This window comes from Rhodoferax sp. GW822-FHT02A01 (assembly GCF_038784515.1).
Lineage (GTDB): Bacteria > Pseudomonadota > Gammaproteobacteria > Burkholderiales > Burkholderiaceae_C > Allorhodoferax.
This window is the reverse complement of sequence record NZ_CP152376.1, coordinates 5,205,442-5,220,403: the sequence shown is the minus strand read 5'-3', so window position 1 is coordinate 5,220,403 and position 14,962 is coordinate 5,205,442. Positions and strand designations below refer to the sequence as shown.

The following is a 14,962-nucleotide window of genomic DNA, read 5'->3' as shown; positions in this document are numbered from 1 at the left end:
TTTTTTGTGATGCTGGCGTTATTCGCTACGCGGCTCACCATTCTCATTGACCGTGATGACGTCACCCGGCTCGGTGCTCATCTGCACGCGGTGTTCCTGGCCGCGGAAGTTGTAGCTCACGTCCCAGAAGGCAGGCTTGGTTGAGGCCGGCTGTGTGGCACAGCGCTTGACGTCGCGTTGCGTGGCGGGTTGTCCGGAGTCGTTGCGGCCCACGTTGGCGCCCACAGCCGCACCGGCGACTGCGCCGCCTACGGTGGCGATGTCCTTGCCCACACCTCCGCCGACCTGGTGGCCCAGGATGCCGCCTATCAGACCTCCCACCAGAGCACCGCCCATATTGGGCGCTCCCTTGGTTGCCGGCACGTCTTCGCGTTCCATCCAGCAGCGTTCTTCGGGTTGGCCGACCACTGCGCGCACCGAGCTGATGCGTACTTCATACAGGCGTTCCTGGTTGCGTCGGCGGTTGTCGTAGACCGGGGCGGGTGGAGGAGCCAGGCGGCGGTCATCCACACGCGTCACCGGGTCCATGGCACGAACCGAAGACAGGCGGTCATTCATGCCCATGGCGGCCAGCGACGGATAGCGTCCGGGTTGCAGCACCATGCAGCGGCCCTTGAAGCGCACGTCATCACAGACTTCCCAACGGTCGCCCAGCACCACAACGGAAGAAGCTCTGTCGTTGAAGCCAATAGGTATGAAATCGTCGATCGAATGATCGGTGCTGTAATGGCGACCCTGGAAGTTATCGTTTTCGTAGAAGGTGATTTGCGGCAATGCGGCCGGTGGCGCGTAGCGGCGCTCGTCTACCCTGGCGCTTGCGGCAACCATGCGCACGGAGGATATCCGGTCATTCATGGCCATGGCCTGCAAGGAGGGGTAACGTCCGGGGCGCAGTATCACGCATCGCCCGTTGAAGCGCACGTCATCGCACACTTCCCAACGTCCCGTAGTTACATAGGCAGAGGATGCACTGTCACCAAAGCCGATGCGGTTGAGGTTGTTGGTCTGTTGGCTGGTCGTAAAGGAACGTCCACCAAAGTTCTCGGTCTCATAAAAGGTGATTTGCGCACTCGCGTGGGTGGCAATCAGAACGGCACTGACAACCAGGGCCTGTTTGAGATGGGTTCGCATGGTGGTTTCCTGAAGTCGGGCAAAGAGGTGTGCGGAGCGGGAAATGCTCACTTGCTGACTTCGTGACCAATGGCGCCGCCAGCAGCTGCACCGGCACCCGTACACAGAATGCCTCCGCACAACACGTTACCGACTACTCCGCCGACTACGGCGCCGGTGGCGGTTCCCTTTTCTTGGCGGGTCATGCCGGAGCAGCCGCCCAGAACAAAGATGGACGCAAGCAGCGTGGCGCAGACCACGCGGGTCAGGGGAAGGGATTGCTTCATGGTGAAACTCCAAAGTGAAGGGAAAGGGGCGTGGAACACTGGGATGACTGCCACGGGAGAAATGCCATTGTTTGCCTTGCAGACGCTTCTGTCGGTGTGCTTGCACACACAGGCCGAACAACCGCATTCGGTGCGCCCAAGCCTCCTTTACTGCACTATGTGGCCTGGCGCACCGAGCGGTGGAGTGCCATGGCATAGGCTCGGTGTCAAAGAAAAATTGAGTCGGTGCAATGGCACGTGTATAAGAGGGCATAAGGTGCATTCGCGCCATTACCGCGCAAGCCCGGCGCTTCTTCGCGCAATTACAAAGGCCTGTCCTATGACTTTCTCCCCCAGTGTCCGCAATGAGGCTGACCAGTGAAAGTGCCACTTTCAATCACGGGATGGACAGCGGCCATGGTGGCTTTTCTGCTGGCTGGCATGTTGACGGTATTCTGGACTTTCAAACAGATGGAGGAGGCCGCCCGGGGCAGGGGAGACAGCGCGGAGGTGCTTACCAATGCCAACCATTTCCTGGCCAATCTGAACAATGCCGAGTCGGGTCAGCGTGGCTATATCCTGACCGGTGAAGCCAGCTACCTGCAGTCCTACTCCAGCGCGGTTGCTGCCTTGCCGCTGGATGTCCAGGCCTTGCAAGCAGGGGTGCAGCAAGCGGCGCCCCTGGCTCACCTGTCTGCCATGGCGCCCGTTCTACAGGCCAAATTGCTGGAGCTTGCAGAATCCATCGCGGCCAGACAGCGCCACGACCTGAAAACGGCCATGTTGATCGTGGAGACCGGGCGCGGCCAGGTGTTGATGGATGCCATCCGCGCCGAAATGGGGGCGTTGATCCAGTTCGAAAACACCGCGTTTCAGCAGTTTGACGCGGCCTACCAGGTGCGGCTGCGCAATCTGTACATCTGCATCGTTCTCACCGGTGTAGTGGCTATCTTGTATGCGCTGTTCTTTGTCTACTCGCTGTTGCGCAACGAGCGGCAGCGATTGGGGGACTTGCTGCATACCGAAGCGCGTAGCCAGTTGCAGATTCAAAGTACCACCAATGCGCAATTGCTGTTGGCCAACGCGGCACTGCGTGAGAGCGAAGAGAAGCTGGCCGTCACATTGGCGTCCATCGGGGACGCGATGATCGCCACCGATGCCGCAGGCGCCATTACCCGTCTGAATCCGACGGCCCAGACGTTGACGGGTTGGACTCAGGAGGACGCTTTGGGCCACCCCATTGCCGAAGTGTTTTGCATCGTCAACAAAAATACGCGGGCCACGGTGGAGAGTCCGGTCAGCCGGGCGTTGACCCAGGGAGCAATACAGGCTCTGACCAACCACACCGTGCTGATAGCGCGCGATGGCCGCGAGTTCGATATTGCAGACAGTTGCGCTCCCATCCGTGACGCCGGCAACGCTGTCGTAGGGGCGGTACTGGTGTTTCGCAACGTGACCCAGGAGCATGCCGTGCAGCAGGCGCTGGTAGACAGCTCCGCCCTGGTGCAGGCCATCTTCAATACGGCCATGGACGGCATCCTCACCATCCATGAACAGGGCGCCATCCTGGAGTCGGTCAACCCGGCCATTGAGAGAATGTTTGGATACAGCGCGGCAGAGCTTGAAGGAAAGAGACTGGACCTGCTCGTTCCGGAACTGGAGTCGGGCGACCAGAACACGTTGTTCAACTACAAGGGGGCCGGTGGAGAAGCGGACCATCGCACCGAGTATGAAGTGCTCGGCAGGCGAAAGGACGGCAGCGTGTTTCTGCTGGAAATCGCCCTGAGCAAGATGGTCCTGCGGGGTCAGCATTTCTTTGCGGGCGTGCTGCGCGACATCAGTGCGCGCAAGCAGGCCGAAGAAGCCTTGCGGCAGAACAGCACACTGCAAAGCGCCATATTCAACAGCGCCAATTTTTCCAGCATTGCCACCGATGCCAACGGGGTGATACAGATCTTCAATGTGGGAGCCGAACGCATGCTGGGTTACAGCGCGGCGGATGTGCTGGACAAAATCACACCGGCCGAAATTTCCGATCCACAGGAAATCAAGGACCGTGCCCAGACCCTTAGTGCCGAGTTGGGTGTATCTATCCAGCCAGGCTTTGAGGCACTGGTGTTCAAGGCTTCACGCGGCATAGAGGACATTTATGAGCTCACCTACATACGCAAGGACGGAAGCCGCTTTCTCGCGCTGGTGTCGGTCACTGCGCTGCGCGACGAGGACAAGGCCATCATCGGCTACTTGCTGATCGGCACGGACAACACGGCCCGCAAAGCCGTGGACGCGGAGCGCTTGCGGCTGGACCAGGTCCTGCAGGACAAGAACGAGGAGCTGCAGCTGGCACGTGTCGAGGCCGACAAGGCCAACCAGGCCAAGTCGGATTTTCTTTCCAGCATGAGTCATGAATTGCGCTCACCGCTGAACGCCATCCTGGGCTTTGCCCAGTTGATGGAGTCCGCCGTGCCGGAGCCTTCGGCATCCCAAAGAGCCAGCATTGAACAGATATTGCGGGCGGGGTGGTATCTGCTGGAGCTGATCAACGAGGTGCTGGACCTGTCGCTCATAGAGTCGGGCAAGCTGTCCCTGTCGATCGAGCCGGTGTCGGTATCGGAAATCCTGGATGACTGCCGCACTCTGTTTGAGCCGCAGGCCGACAAGCGCAGCATTGCGATGCGCTTTCCCTTGGCCACGGGGGTACATCACGTGCTGGGGGACCGTACCCGTGTCAAGCAGGTGATCATCAACCTGCTGTCCAATGCCATCAAGTACAACCGCGAGGGTGGCAATGTGCTGGTGTCGTGCACCGAAGTGCCCGGCATGCGTTTGCGCATCGGTGTGCGTGACACTGGCGAAGGCCTTTCGGCAGACAAGGTCGTGCAGCTCTTTCAACCCTTCAATCGCCTGGGGCAGGAAGCCAGCGCTGGCGAGGGCACGGGTATTGGCCTGGTGGTGAGCAAGCGCCTGATCGAACTCATGGATGGCGAGATAGGTGTGAGCAGCCAAGTGGGGGTGGGCAGCGTCTTCTGGATTGAATTACCCCTGTGCGAAGCATTGACTTTGAATGCGGACGACGCGCTGTTGCTGGACACTCCAGCCATTCTGCCAATCGATGCAGTGCATGTGCGTACCCTGCTGTACATAGAGGACAACCGCGCCAACATGGAGCTGGTGGAGCAACTGGTTGCGCGCCGGCCCGGCATGCGGCTGCTTGGCGCTGCAGACGGCATGCGCGGTGTGCTGCTGGCGCGATTGCATCTGCCAGACCTGATCCTGATGGACATCAACCTGCCCGGCATCAGCGGGCTGCACGCGCTCAAGATCCTGCGCGATGACCCGACCACCCGCCACATTCCTGTGCTGGCTCTGAGTGCGAATGCCTTGCCGCGGGATGTCGAACGCGGCTTGAACGCGGGCTTTTACGGCTACCTGACCAAGCCCGTGAAGGTTGCAGAGTTCATGCTGGCTCTGGACGGTGGCTTGAAGCTGGTTGACGAAAACACAAATGGACTTGAACGTATTACTCCCCACATCCCATCCAACTTTGCGGAACCCATACCATGATCCATTCGGACGAAATTCTTAGCGCCAACATCCTGATCGTCGACGATCAGGAGGCCAATATTGAACTGCTGATACGGGTGCTGACCGCTGCGGGTTACACCAATCTGCATTCCTGCACTCAGCCGGCGGAAGTCAGTGCCCTGCACAAGAGCGCGGACTTTGACCTCATCCTGCTGGATCTGCAGATGCCGGTAATGGACGGCTTTGAAGTCATGCACCAGCTCAAAACGCAAACGGCGGATGACTATCTCCCCGTCATTGTGTTGACGGCCCAGCCCAACCACAAGTTGCGTGCGTTGCAGGCTGGCGCCAAGGATTTCATCAGCAAGCCCTTTGACCTGGCCGAAGTCAAGACGCGCATCCACAACATGCTGGAAGTGCGCCTGCTGTACAAGAAACTGGCCGACTTCAACCGGCTGCTGGAGCAAAAGGTGCTGGAGCGCACAGCCGAATTGCGGGAGAGTGAAGCGCGCTACCGTGGTCTGACGGAGCTGGCCTCGGACTGGTACTGGGAGCAGGACGAGCATGACCAGTTCATCCGCGTATCCGGTCCGGTGCGCGAGATGCTGGGCCTGCAGACATCGGGTGCGCAAGATAGCGATGCCGACTTGGCACAGGGCTGGAACCCGCAGGAGCGGGCGCAGTTGCGCAACAGCATAGCGGCGCGCGAGCCGTTTCTGGACTTCGTCTTTCACCGAGATCATGCGGACGGCTCTACCCAACGTTACCGTGTCAGCGGCGAGCCCATGTTCAACCTGAGCGGCCGCTTCCTGGGTTACCGCGGTATCGGCGTGGAGATCACCGATGGCACGCAGAAGCGGCCGGTACCGGGTGCCGAGGCGTCATGATGGTGGCGTCTGCAACCCGTTACAACCACATTCTGTCGGCACTGCCGCCGCCGGAATTTGAAGCGCTGTCGCAGTACCTGGAGCCCATCGCCTTGCCGCTGGGACAAATGCTGTATGAGCCGGGCACACCACAGCGCCACGCCTACTTTCCTACCACGGCCATCGTGTCTTTGCACTATGTGACGGAGACCGGCGCGTCGGCTGAAACTGCTGGCGTGGGCAACGAGGGCATGGTGGGCGTATCGATTTTCATGGGGGGCAACACCACCTCCAGCTCGGCCGTGGTGCAAACTGCCGGTCAGGCGTTTCGCGTGGAACGGAGTTGGCTCAAGCAGGAGTTCAACCGGGCAGGTGTGCTGCAAGGGCTGCTGCTGCGCTATACCCAGGCACTGATGACGCAGATGGCACAAACGGCAGCTTGCAATCGGCACCACTCGGTAGAGCAACAGCTCTGCCGTTGGCTGCTGCTGACCATGGACCGCTTGCCTGACCGCGAACTGGTCATGACCCAGGAGCTGGTGGCCAGCATGCTGGGCGTGCGCCGCGAAAGCGTGACCGAGGCGGCTGGGCATCTGCAGGCGGCGGGCTATATCCGCTATCGGCGCGGCCATATCGGTGTGCTCAACCGCGCTGGCCTGGAGCAGCGCTCCTGTGAATGCTATGGCGTGGTGAAGAAGGAACTGGACCGTCTGCAGAACGACGTGCTGTACCGGCAGGCCTGAAGTACCGCCGACACATCGCCCGGCGGCGGTTTACCGCTTGATCTGCATGTGGTTGCTCACCGTACGCACGCCCGGCACATTGCTGGCGATTTCCACGGCGCGGTTCATCTGCTCCTGGTTGTCCACAAAGCCGCTGAGTTGCACTTCGTCGATGCGCGTCACCACGGTGATATCCACGCTCTTGACGCCGGGATCGCCAAGCAGGGCGGCCCGTACCTTGCCGGTGGTGATGCCGTCATCAACCTTGTTGCCCACCGTGGCGGCAGCGCCCTTGAGCGTCACATTGTTCTGAATGGTCTTGACGCCTTCTACATCGCGTGTGGTGGAGGTTGCCAGATCCAGCTGGGCCTGGTTGTCCACAAAGCCGCTGAGCATGACCTCGCCCTTGCGCGTTTCCACCTTGAAGTCGTAGCTGTTGATCTTGGGGTTGGCCATCAACGCCGACTTGACGCGTGCGGTCACCACCGTGTCGTCAATGTCGTTGCCCACCGTAGTGGATGCTGCGGGCGCGCTGGCTGTCTCGGCTGTCTTGTTGCCGCAGGCTGATAGGGAAGTGACCAGCAGGCCTGCCAGCGCCAGATGGGTGACCCACGGGGAGGGGAGTTTGTTCATGGTGTGTGCTTCTTTGGGGGGCAAAAGGTAAAACGCCCCGCGCCTCAATCACAAGGCGCGGGGCGGTCAGGGGGCTATGGGCGATTACGGACGCACAACAATGTCGTTCTTGACGGAGTTCACACCCTTGACACCGCGCGCAATGGCTTCAGCCGTATTGCGTTCGGTGCTGCTCTTGGCGAAGCCGGAGAGTTGCACGGTGCCCTTGAGCGTTTCCACGCTGATGGCGCTGGCATCGACTTGCTTGTTTTCAATGAAGCGTGACTTCACCAGCGAGGTGATGCTGGCATCGTCGACATAGGCGCCCACGGTTTCCTGGCCGCGTTGGACGGCACAGCCAGTGGCGGTGAGCATCACGACAGCGGTGATGGCAATGGCGAGAGTGGTGCGGATTTTCATAGGGATTCTCCAGTTATGTACAAAGACAAGAAATCAAGTGCGATGGTGAAGGGCGCCACCATCAATGGGCGCTTAAGGAGCAGGTGAATCGTTCCTCATGGGCTGAGTATTTCCATTTGCGCGTGCGCCATCTGTGCGCTGGCGCACAAGGGGCAAACGTTGGCTTGCTACATGCCGTGTCAGAGCGGTGTTTGCGGGCTGTCTGCCTTCACACCGGATTGAAGCCAGCTCTGCAATACCTCCAGCCAGGATAGAGGCTGCACCAGTACAGCCAGCTTGGCGATCAAGGCGGGAAGCAGGCCCGCAGCCAGTGCCGGCACGGAAATCCAGCGCCAGGGCTTGACCAGCATGAGTGCTGCGCCCAGTGCACTTGCGCCCAATACCAGGCCCAGCGGGTTGCGCTGCGCCACGGGCATCAACAGACGCCGGATGGAGTCGCCCACCAGGACGGCCGACCTGTGCCAGGGTTGGCGCGTCCACCAAAGGGTGAGTGCATCAATCACCACACGGGCAGCCGGATCGGAGCGCAGTGCGTCCATCCAGCCAGGCTGAGCCTGCTCCCGGGTCGCGGCTTTTTGCTCGGCATGCAGGTGATGGAGTGCGACGCTCAGGCGGCTGCGCGAGAGCGCCAGCCGCACCAGCGGTCGCGGGGGAATGTCGTGAGGCGTGGTCATGGGGGGCTGACTTCCCTGAGCAGTTGCAGGTCTACCTGCAACTGTTCCTTGATGTTGGCAAAGGCGGGAGTGTTTGCGCCAAAGCGCAAGGATAGGCAACAGCCCAGCGTGGCCAGCAGGGGAACGCAGGGCGTGAGTGCCAGCACCCAGGCCGCGTTGTAGGCCATGCCGGGCAAGGCGACCCACAGCATCAGCGCCACGCCGCCCAATAGGAGGGTGACCGTGCCACACAGTGCCGCCGCCACTGCCCATATCAGGCGTTTGCGGGTGGTGCGTGTGAGGTCGGCCACTTCACTGCCCAGCAGTGCCAGGTAGCCCTGGGCGTGTTCACCTAGCAGTGCGGGCTGGCTGACCAGCAACTGAAGCAGTGGATGCATTGGCATCGCGCGCCCGTCAGCCTGTGCTTCAGCCGCGGCCGTTGGAGCGTGTGAGCAGGCTCACCAGGGCCATGAGGGCAGCGCCGGTGGCAGCAGCGATCAGCACCGATTTGATAGGGTCCTGGCGGATGTAGCTGGATGTGCCTTCGGTGGCACGCAAGGCGCCGTCGTGTACCTGGTGCGTGGCTACGCGTACGCGGTCCACGCCCTTGTCGATGGCGTTGCTCACGCCGCTGATGGCCTGGTCGGCAGCGCTTTGCGCGCTATCCAGGGCTCTGTCTGCACGTTGCACGGAGGTGTCGGTGACGGATTTTTCAAACATGGTGATTCCTTGATGGGGTTACTTGGCGAAACGGGCTTTGGCCTGGGCCAGGCAGTTGTCCTTGGCGGTACCGGCAAAGGTGTCGCATTTGTCTTTTTCAACCTTGTACTGCGCGTCGGACTTGTTGGTGCTGGCTTCGGTGCGGGCCGCAGCGGTCTTGTCATTGGCCTTGACCTGTGCGTCGGACGATGTGCTGTTGGCATCGGCTCGTGCGTCCTGGGTCTTCATGCGCAGTTTGGCATCGGCTTCGGCTGTGACTTCCTGGGCCTTGGCTTCGGAGACGCAGACGCTCTTGGGGTTGCCGGCCAAGTCATCGCATTTTTCCTTGGCCAGGGTGTAGGCGCTGTGTGCCTTGACCACTTCCGCTTCGTAGGTGTGCTTGCGCGAGGGCTCGTAGCGTGCATCGAGTTCGGCGCGTGCGGTCTTTTCCTGTCCCTTGGCGTCCACGATGCAGATGTCGCGAGCGTTGCCCGAGAGAGATGCGCAGGCTGCCTTGGCCGCCTTGTAGGTGCTGCTGATGCTGTTCTTGCCGGACTGGAATTCGGCTTTGGACATGGCCTGGGCCAAGGCATTGCCAGCGCAGGTCAGGCCGATGGCCAAGGCCAGGAGAGTGGAGGCAGGGTGGTGGTTCTTCATGGGGATCCTCGGGGGGTAAGTGCGTGACAGAAATGCCAGGACGTCTGTAGCTTAGGTACGCAGTGGCTTTACGTCGGTGCGTTGTCGCACAGACCATCAGAGGCTCTCTGCATACGCTTGGGGCATACATCAACACGAGGAATCACACCATGCTGGGAACCATACTTTTAATCATCCTGATCTTCATGCTCATCGGTGCTGTTCCGGCTTGGCCGCACAGCCGCGGCTGGGGCTACGGACCCAGCGGCGGACTGGGCCTGATCGTTCTGATCCTTCTCATCCTGCTGCTCACCGGCAGGATGTAACTGCATTGGCAACCCAAAGGACTTATATGAAAAACAAAATGCTATTTCGTGTGGCGCTGGTCGCCGCACTGTGCTTGTGCCAGGCCGGTGTCTGGGCCCAACCCGGACGCGGAAACGACAATGGCCGTGGCAACGACAACGGTCGCGGCAACGACTGCGGCAATGGCCGACAAAACTGCGATCGAGGTCCGGGCAACAGCCGGGATCGTGGTGACTACCGCCATGACAACCGGCGCCAGGATATGGGCGGGCACCATGACGATGGCGAACGTGGTGCAGGCCCGGACCGTTCCTTCTATCGGGGCGAGCGACTTCCAGCGTACTACCGCGGGCGGCAGTACGTAGTGGACGATTGGCGTGGTCACGGTTTGCATTCACCACCCCGCGGCTACCACTGGGTGCAAACCGGCGGTGACTATGTGTTGGTGGCCATCACCACCGGAATCATTCTGGAGCTTTTGCTCAACCGCTGAACCGTGCCTTCCATGCGCAGTCTTTCCGCACTTCCTTTTTCAGAGAAAACCAAAATGTTCGTATCCCCCATTCCCCTCCATTCCAAATCGATCCTGCAGGTTGCCATGCTGCTGCTCTTGCCTATTGCAGCCCTGGCGCAAGGTACCGTCAAGGAGGGCTATCTGCTCGACCGCGATGGCAACTTTGTCTACAGCGCAACACCAGGACAATGCTGGCACACAGGGGAGTGGACACCTGCCTTGGCGCAAGAGCCTTGCGACCCGGTAGCCAAGGCTGCCGTTCCCGCTCCCGTGGTGGTCGCTGCTGCCCCCATGGCAGAGCCTGAGCCTGCTCCGGTTCCCAAGGCCATAGTGGTGGCTACGCCTGTGCAAATGATGCGTTTCTCGGCAGACACGCTGTTCGCGTTTGACAAGGCAACCATCACGCCCAAGGGCAAGGCAGTGCTGGATGACGCCAGCGCGAAGATTCTGAGCATCAATGGCGAGAAGGTGCGTGTGGTGGGTCATGCCGACCGCATCGGCACCACGGCCTATAACCAGAAGCTGTCCGAAAGCCGTGCCTATGCGGTGCGCGACTATCTGGTGTTCAAGGGTGTGCCAGCCACGGGCATGGAAGCCATTGGGGTCGGTGAGACCGATCCGGTGACCAAGCCCGAAGATTGCGTTGGCCGCCGCAGTGCCAAGATCATTGCCTGCCTGCAGCCTGACCGTCGTGTGGACGTGGAAGTGCAGGGCAGCAAGGCTGCTGCCACACCGTAAGTTGTTATTGGGCTGGTCGCGCCCGCGCGATCAGCTTGCCATGCGGCAGGGTGGACAGGCGGTTGAACATGTTGCGGCAGTAGCCCTTGATGGCCAGGCATTTGTTGATCTCGTCCACGGGCAGCGGGCCGGAGACCACCACCAAGTCTTCGGCACTATCCCAGGCGCCGGCAGCGCGCAGCCGCCTGCGCGTGTTGGTGGCCCAGGAGTGGATGCGTTGCGGGCTGCCATGCTCATGCAGCGTGCCGGTGCTGCGGTCAAACGCAATGGCCACCGTATCGGTCATCAGGCGCAGCTTATGCTCACCGGTGACCTTGCTGGCCGGTGTGCTCAGGTCGTACAGGTGGTAGTTTCCTTTTTTAAGCTCGTACTGCAATTGCATGACATCTCCTCGTTGAGACGATTTTGATTTGCATCGATGGCCGCGAAAGCCGGAACAGGGGTGGAAACCCAGGCCTTATCGACGCGGACTGCCCATGCCACACTTGCACTTGGAGAGTCGCCATGAAGTTGCTGAGAACTTTCACCGCCGTTGCCTTCATCCTGGTCAGCGCCCACGCCTGGGCGCAGGCGAATGCGCCTCTGCAATCCATACCCGCCCTGGATGTTTCCCGCTACCTCGGGCGCTGGTATGAGATTGCCAAATTTCCCAACCGGTTTCAGAAGAAGTGCGTGTCCGACACCTCGGCCGAATACAGCCTGCTGCCTGAAGGCGGTCTGCGCGTTCTGAACCAATGCCGTCTGGAAAATGGCGAGATGGAGCAAGCTCTGGGCGTGGCGCGCCAGGTGGGCGGCAACACATCGGCCAAGTTGCAGGTGCGGTTTGCACCTGCATGGCTTTCGCTGCTGCCCTTTGTGTGGGGCGACTACTGGGTGGTCGACCTGGACGCCGCCTATGAACTGGTGGCAGTCAGTGAGCCTAAGCGCGAGTACCTCTGGATCCTGTCCCGCACGCCGACGGTCGATCCGTCGCGCTACGCTGCCCTGATGCAGAGATTGACGTCCATGGGACTGGACCTGAACAAGCTGGAAAAGTCGGTCCAGCACAGCCCCTGAAGTTCAGGTCAACACAGCCTGCGCCAACGCTGCGTAGACAGGTATGCCGAACAGTATGTTCAGCGGAAACGTCACGCCCAGACTCAGACCGAAGTACAGCGACGGGTTGGCCTCGGGCAGCGCGTAGCGCAATACCGCGGGTACCGCTATATAGGAGGCGCTTGCCGCCAGCACCATGAGCAGCGTGCCATCACCCACCGGCAGGTTCAGCAGGTACGCCAGACCCAGTGCCAGACTGGCGTGCACCAGTGGCCCCAGCACGGCATAGGCGATCAGCGCGGGGGACTTGCCTTTAATCTGGGGCAGATTGCGCGCAGCCATCAAACCCATGTCCAGCAAAAAGAACGACAGCATGCCCTTGAACAGGTCGCCGGAGAAGGGCTGCATGGCGGCCTTGCCGGCGTCGCCGGTGATCAGCCCCACCGCCATGGCACCCAGCAGCAGCAATTGCGCGCCGTCGGTAAAGGACTCGTGCAGGATCTTGCCCAGGGGAATGCCCGCCTTGGCCGGTTGTGTGCCCAGGGCCGCAACGCCGCCACCCAGCGCAACCACTGCGGGTGCAGCCTTGCGCCGCAACGCATTGGCAAAGACGACCGCCATGATGATGGCCGGCGACTCCATCAGGGCCATGGCCGCTGCCATGTGGCCACCATATGCCACGTGCTGGGACTCCAGGTTCTGCACCGCCGTGACAAACGTCACCGCGCTGACTGAGCCATAGGTGGCAGCCACGGCTGCCGCGTCAAAGTCGGACACAAACCGCCGCAGCACGCAATAGCCGACCACCGGGATGGTGATGGCCAGTGCCACTGCAGCAGCCAGACTCAGCCCCACATAGGCCGTGAGCCCCGAATGCGACAGGGCAAACCCGCCCTTGAGGCCCAGAGCCATCAGCAGGTACAGGGAGAGGAAGCGCGAGATGGCAGGGGGAATTTCAAGGTTGGATTTGACCGTGCCGGCCAGTACGCCAAACACGAAGAAGAGGATGGCGGGATCAAGAATGTTTTGCATGGGTTACTCCTGACCCGCATCCTAGGAATTTGGTGTTATTTTGTAAAATCGATTCTCACACCATCACGAATAGATAAAAATCTATGAATATCACCTTCCGTCAACTGCGACTGTTCCTGGCATTGGCCGATACGGGCAGCGTCAGCGCGGCTGCCAAGGCCATGCATGTGACGCAGCCCACGGCTTCCATGCAGCTCAAGGAAGTGGCGCAATCCGTCGGACTGCCGCTGTACGAGGTGGTGGGCAAGAAGATCTACCTCACCGATGTGGGCAAGGAGCTGGCCACCACGGCGCGCGCCGTGGCCCAGGCATGGGACGGGTTTGCCCAGAACGTGGATGCGATCAAGGGCCTGTCGCGCGGCAAGCTGCGTGTGGCCGTGGTCAGCACCGCCAAGTACTTCATGCCGCGTCTGATCGGCAGCTTCTGCACGCGGCATCCGGAGATTGATGTGTCTCTGCAGATTCTCAACCGCGACGGCGTGGTGCAACGCCTGCGCGAGAACCTGGATGACCTCTACATCATGTCCATGCCACCGGTGGATATGGACTTGGGCGACGAAGTGTTCATGCCCAACCCCATTGTGGTGATCGCGTCCACCACCGACCCGCTGACCAAACGCAAGCAGGTACCCTTACAGGCACTGGCCGAGCGCCGCTTCATTTTGCGCGAAAAGGGCTCCGGCACGCGCATGGCCGGTGATCAGTTCTTCCGCAAGCAGAAGTTCCGCCCCGATGTGCGCCTGGAGCTGGGCAGCAACGAAGCGGTCAAGGAGTCTGTCGCGGGTGGGTTGGGCGTGGGTTTGGTCTCCCGCCACGCGCTGCATGGTTTGCAGAAGGAGCACGGTGTGCGTGTCATCGATATCGAGGGCTTCCCTCTGACCTCGGCCTGGCACATCGTGCACCCGGCCAGCAAGAAGCTGTCGCCGCTGGCACTGGCGTTCAAGCAGCATGTGCTCAAGGAAGTGAGCTGACGCACGGCCGGGCGTGCACCCTTACCGCATGGGCACTTCATCCGCCCACACCTGAAAGCGCTGCAGCGTGTTGGCACCAAAGGTGGTGGCCAGTGCCACATCGCAGGCATCGCGGCCCCGGGCCATCAACACACGGCCAATGCGCGGCGTGTTGTTGCGCGCATCGAAGGTGTACCACTGGTCGCCCAGATAGGCTTCAAACCAGCCGGCAAAGTCCATGGGCGCGGGGATGGGAGGAATGCGGATGTCACCCAGGTAGCCGGTGCAGTAGCGTGCCGGGATGTTCATGCAGCGGCAGATGGCAATGGCCAAATGGGCATAGTCGCGGCATACGCCGCGGCGCTCGTTGTAGGCCTCCCAGGCGGTGCGGGTTCGGCGCGCGTGCTCGTAGCCGAACGCGATATGGCCGTGCACAAAGTCGCAGATCGCCTGCACCCGCTCCCAACCCATGGGGCCATGGCCAAAGCGCTGCCAGGCCATCTCGCTGAGCAAGTCCGTTTCGCAGTAGCGGCTGCCCAGCAGATACACCAGCGTGTCCTCAGGCAACTGCTCGACCGGCAGTTGCATAGCCCAGGGTGCGTAAGTATCGGGCAGGCCGCTATCGCCTATCCATGCATCGTTGTGCAATACCAGCGGGCCTGCAGGCGCCACGATGCGGCCGCAGTAATTGCCGAACATGTCGTGGTAGTAATGGATGGGCACTGGCGGATAGCTGTGCAGTTGCTCGGGCTGCAACAGGTCGGCCGCACGCGAGCTGTGCACATGCAGGGCCAGCAGCATGGGTGTGGGGGCAGGGCAGTTGAACTCGATTTCAAAGCCGACTTTCATATGGAGCATGGGATGGGTGCTTTCTGTAA

Annotated in this window: 19 protein-coding genes; 8 read left to right on the top strand and 11 right to left on the bottom strand. The window is 61.0% G+C overall.

Going from position 1 to position 14,962, the window contains the following annotated elements; translation table 11 throughout:
- Positions 1-18 precede the first annotated feature (18 nt).
- Together AAGF34_RS24680 and AAGF34_RS24675 are read right to left on the bottom strand one after the other, a co-directional pair.
- Entirely contained in the window at positions 19-1,131 is a 1,113-nt protein-coding gene (locus AAGF34_RS24680; RefSeq protein WP_342618363.1) for a beta/gamma crystallin-related protein, read from the bottom strand.
- Positions 1,132-1,178: 47 nt separating this feature from the next.
- Positions 1,179-1,397 carry a glycine zipper 2TM domain-containing protein gene (locus tag AAGF34_RS24675; protein ID WP_342618362.1) on the bottom strand — a complete coding sequence of 73 codons (219 nt, stop codon included), beginning with the start codon at positions 1,395-1,397 and terminating at the stop codon, positions 1,179-1,181.
- 396 nt (positions 1,398-1,793) lie between these two features.
- Here AAGF34_RS24675 and AAGF34_RS24670 point away from each other — a divergent pair, with 396 nt between their 5' ends.
- The 3 genes from AAGF34_RS24670 to AAGF34_RS24660 are packed head-to-tail and all read left to right on the top strand — an operon-like array spanning position 1,794 to position 6,510.
- Complete coding sequence (locus AAGF34_RS24670) at positions 1,794-4,940, top strand: PAS domain S-box protein (RefSeq protein WP_342618361.1); 3,147 nt, start codon at positions 1,794-1,796, stop codon at positions 4,938-4,940.
- On the top strand, positions 4,937-5,788 hold the full coding sequence (locus tag AAGF34_RS24665) for a response regulator (protein WP_342618360.1): 852 nt from the start codon (positions 4,937-4,939) through the stop codon (positions 5,786-5,788). Before AAGF34_RS24670 ends, AAGF34_RS24665 begins: the two co-directional genes overlap by 4 nt.
- Positions 5,788-6,510, top strand: a complete 723-nt coding sequence (locus AAGF34_RS24660; protein WP_342618359.1) for a Crp/Fnr family transcriptional regulator — start codon at positions 5,788-5,790, stop codon at positions 6,508-6,510. Before AAGF34_RS24665 ends, AAGF34_RS24660 begins: the two co-directional genes overlap by 1 nt.
- Before the next feature lie 30 nt (positions 6,511-6,540).
- Here AAGF34_RS24660 and AAGF34_RS24655 read toward each other — a convergent pair whose 3' ends face one another.
- The 6 genes from AAGF34_RS24655 to AAGF34_RS24630 all read right to left on the bottom strand — a co-directional run bounded on the left by AAGF34_RS24655 (position 6,541) and on the right by AAGF34_RS24630 (position 9,530).
- Complete coding sequence (locus AAGF34_RS24655; RefSeq protein ID WP_342618358.1) at positions 6,541-7,122, bottom strand: BON domain-containing protein; 582 nt, start codon at positions 7,120-7,122, stop codon at positions 6,541-6,543.
- A gap of 84 nt (positions 7,123-7,206) precedes the next feature.
- The gene (locus tag AAGF34_RS24650; protein WP_342618357.1) at positions 7,207-7,521 is read right to left on the bottom strand and encodes a BON domain-containing protein; all 315 of its coding nucleotides are present in this window, start codon (positions 7,519-7,521) and stop codon (positions 7,207-7,209) included.
- Positions 7,522-7,700: 179 nt separating this feature from the next.
- Entirely contained in the window at positions 7,701-8,195 is a 495-nt protein-coding gene (locus AAGF34_RS24645) for a hypothetical protein (protein WP_342618356.1), read from the bottom strand.
- Positions 8,192-8,572, bottom strand: coding sequence for a hypothetical protein (locus AAGF34_RS24640; protein WP_342618355.1), 381 nt, complete (start codon positions 8,570-8,572; stop codon positions 8,192-8,194). Before AAGF34_RS24640 ends, AAGF34_RS24645 begins: the two co-directional genes overlap by 4 nt.
- Before the next feature lie 28 nt (positions 8,573-8,600).
- A complete protein-coding gene (locus AAGF34_RS24635; RefSeq protein WP_342618354.1) occupies positions 8,601-8,894 on the bottom strand; it encodes a hypothetical protein in 294 nt (97 codons plus the stop codon).
- 18 nt (positions 8,895-8,912) lie between these two features.
- The gene (locus tag AAGF34_RS24630) at positions 8,913-9,530 is read right to left on the bottom strand and encodes a hypothetical protein (protein ID WP_342618353.1); all 618 of its coding nucleotides are present in this window, start codon (positions 9,528-9,530) and stop codon (positions 8,913-8,915) included.
- A 149-nt stretch (positions 9,531-9,679) separates the two neighbouring features.
- On the opposite strand from AAGF34_RS24630, the gene AAGF34_RS24625 reads away from it, so the two are divergent.
- Genes AAGF34_RS24625 through AAGF34_RS24615 form a run of 3 tightly spaced genes read left to right on the top strand, consistent with a single transcriptional unit; the run spans position 9,680 to position 11,067 of the window.
- The gene (locus tag AAGF34_RS24625) at positions 9,680-9,835 is read left to right on the top strand and encodes a DUF3309 family protein (protein ID WP_342618352.1); all 156 of its coding nucleotides are present in this window, start codon (positions 9,680-9,682) and stop codon (positions 9,833-9,835) included.
- 26 nt (positions 9,836-9,861) lie between these two features.
- A complete protein-coding gene (locus tag AAGF34_RS24620; RefSeq protein ID WP_342618351.1) occupies positions 9,862-10,308 on the top strand; it encodes an RcnB family protein in 447 nt (148 codons plus the stop codon).
- 54 nt (positions 10,309-10,362) lie between these two features.
- A complete protein-coding gene (locus tag AAGF34_RS24615) occupies positions 10,363-11,067 on the top strand; it encodes an OmpA family protein (RefSeq protein ID WP_342618350.1) in 705 nt (234 codons plus the stop codon).
- Between the two features lie 4 nt (positions 11,068-11,071).
- Here AAGF34_RS24615 and AAGF34_RS24610 read toward each other — a convergent pair whose 3' ends face one another.
- Positions 11,072-11,449, bottom strand: a complete 378-nt coding sequence (locus tag AAGF34_RS24610; protein ID WP_342618349.1) for a hypothetical protein — start codon at positions 11,447-11,449, stop codon at positions 11,072-11,074.
- Between the two features lie 122 nt (positions 11,450-11,571).
- On the opposite strand from AAGF34_RS24610, the gene AAGF34_RS24605 reads away from it, so the two are divergent.
- Positions 11,572-12,123, top strand: coding sequence for a lipocalin family protein (locus tag AAGF34_RS24605; protein WP_342618348.1), 552 nt, complete (start codon positions 11,572-11,574; stop codon positions 12,121-12,123).
- Positions 12,124-12,126: 3 nt separating this feature from the next.
- Here the strand turns inward: AAGF34_RS24605 and AAGF34_RS24600 are convergent, their stop codons facing one another.
- Positions 12,127-13,134 (bottom strand): sodium-dependent bicarbonate transport family permease, encoded by a 1,008-nt coding sequence (locus AAGF34_RS24600; RefSeq protein ID WP_342618347.1) that lies wholly within the window; start codon positions 13,132-13,134, stop codon positions 12,127-12,129.
- 83 nt (positions 13,135-13,217) lie between these two features.
- Here AAGF34_RS24600 and AAGF34_RS24595 point away from each other — a divergent pair, with 83 nt between their 5' ends.
- Positions 13,218-14,105 carry a LysR family transcriptional regulator gene (locus AAGF34_RS24595; protein ID WP_342618346.1) on the top strand — a complete coding sequence of 296 codons (888 nt, stop codon included), beginning with the start codon at positions 13,218-13,220 and terminating at the stop codon, positions 14,103-14,105.
- Positions 14,106-14,126: 21 nt separating this feature from the next.
- Here the strand turns inward: AAGF34_RS24595 and AAGF34_RS24590 are convergent, their stop codons facing one another.
- Complete coding sequence (locus AAGF34_RS24590) at positions 14,127-14,942, bottom strand: transglutaminase family protein (protein ID WP_342618345.1); 816 nt, start codon at positions 14,940-14,942, stop codon at positions 14,127-14,129.
- Positions 14,943-14,962 lie beyond the last annotated feature (20 nt).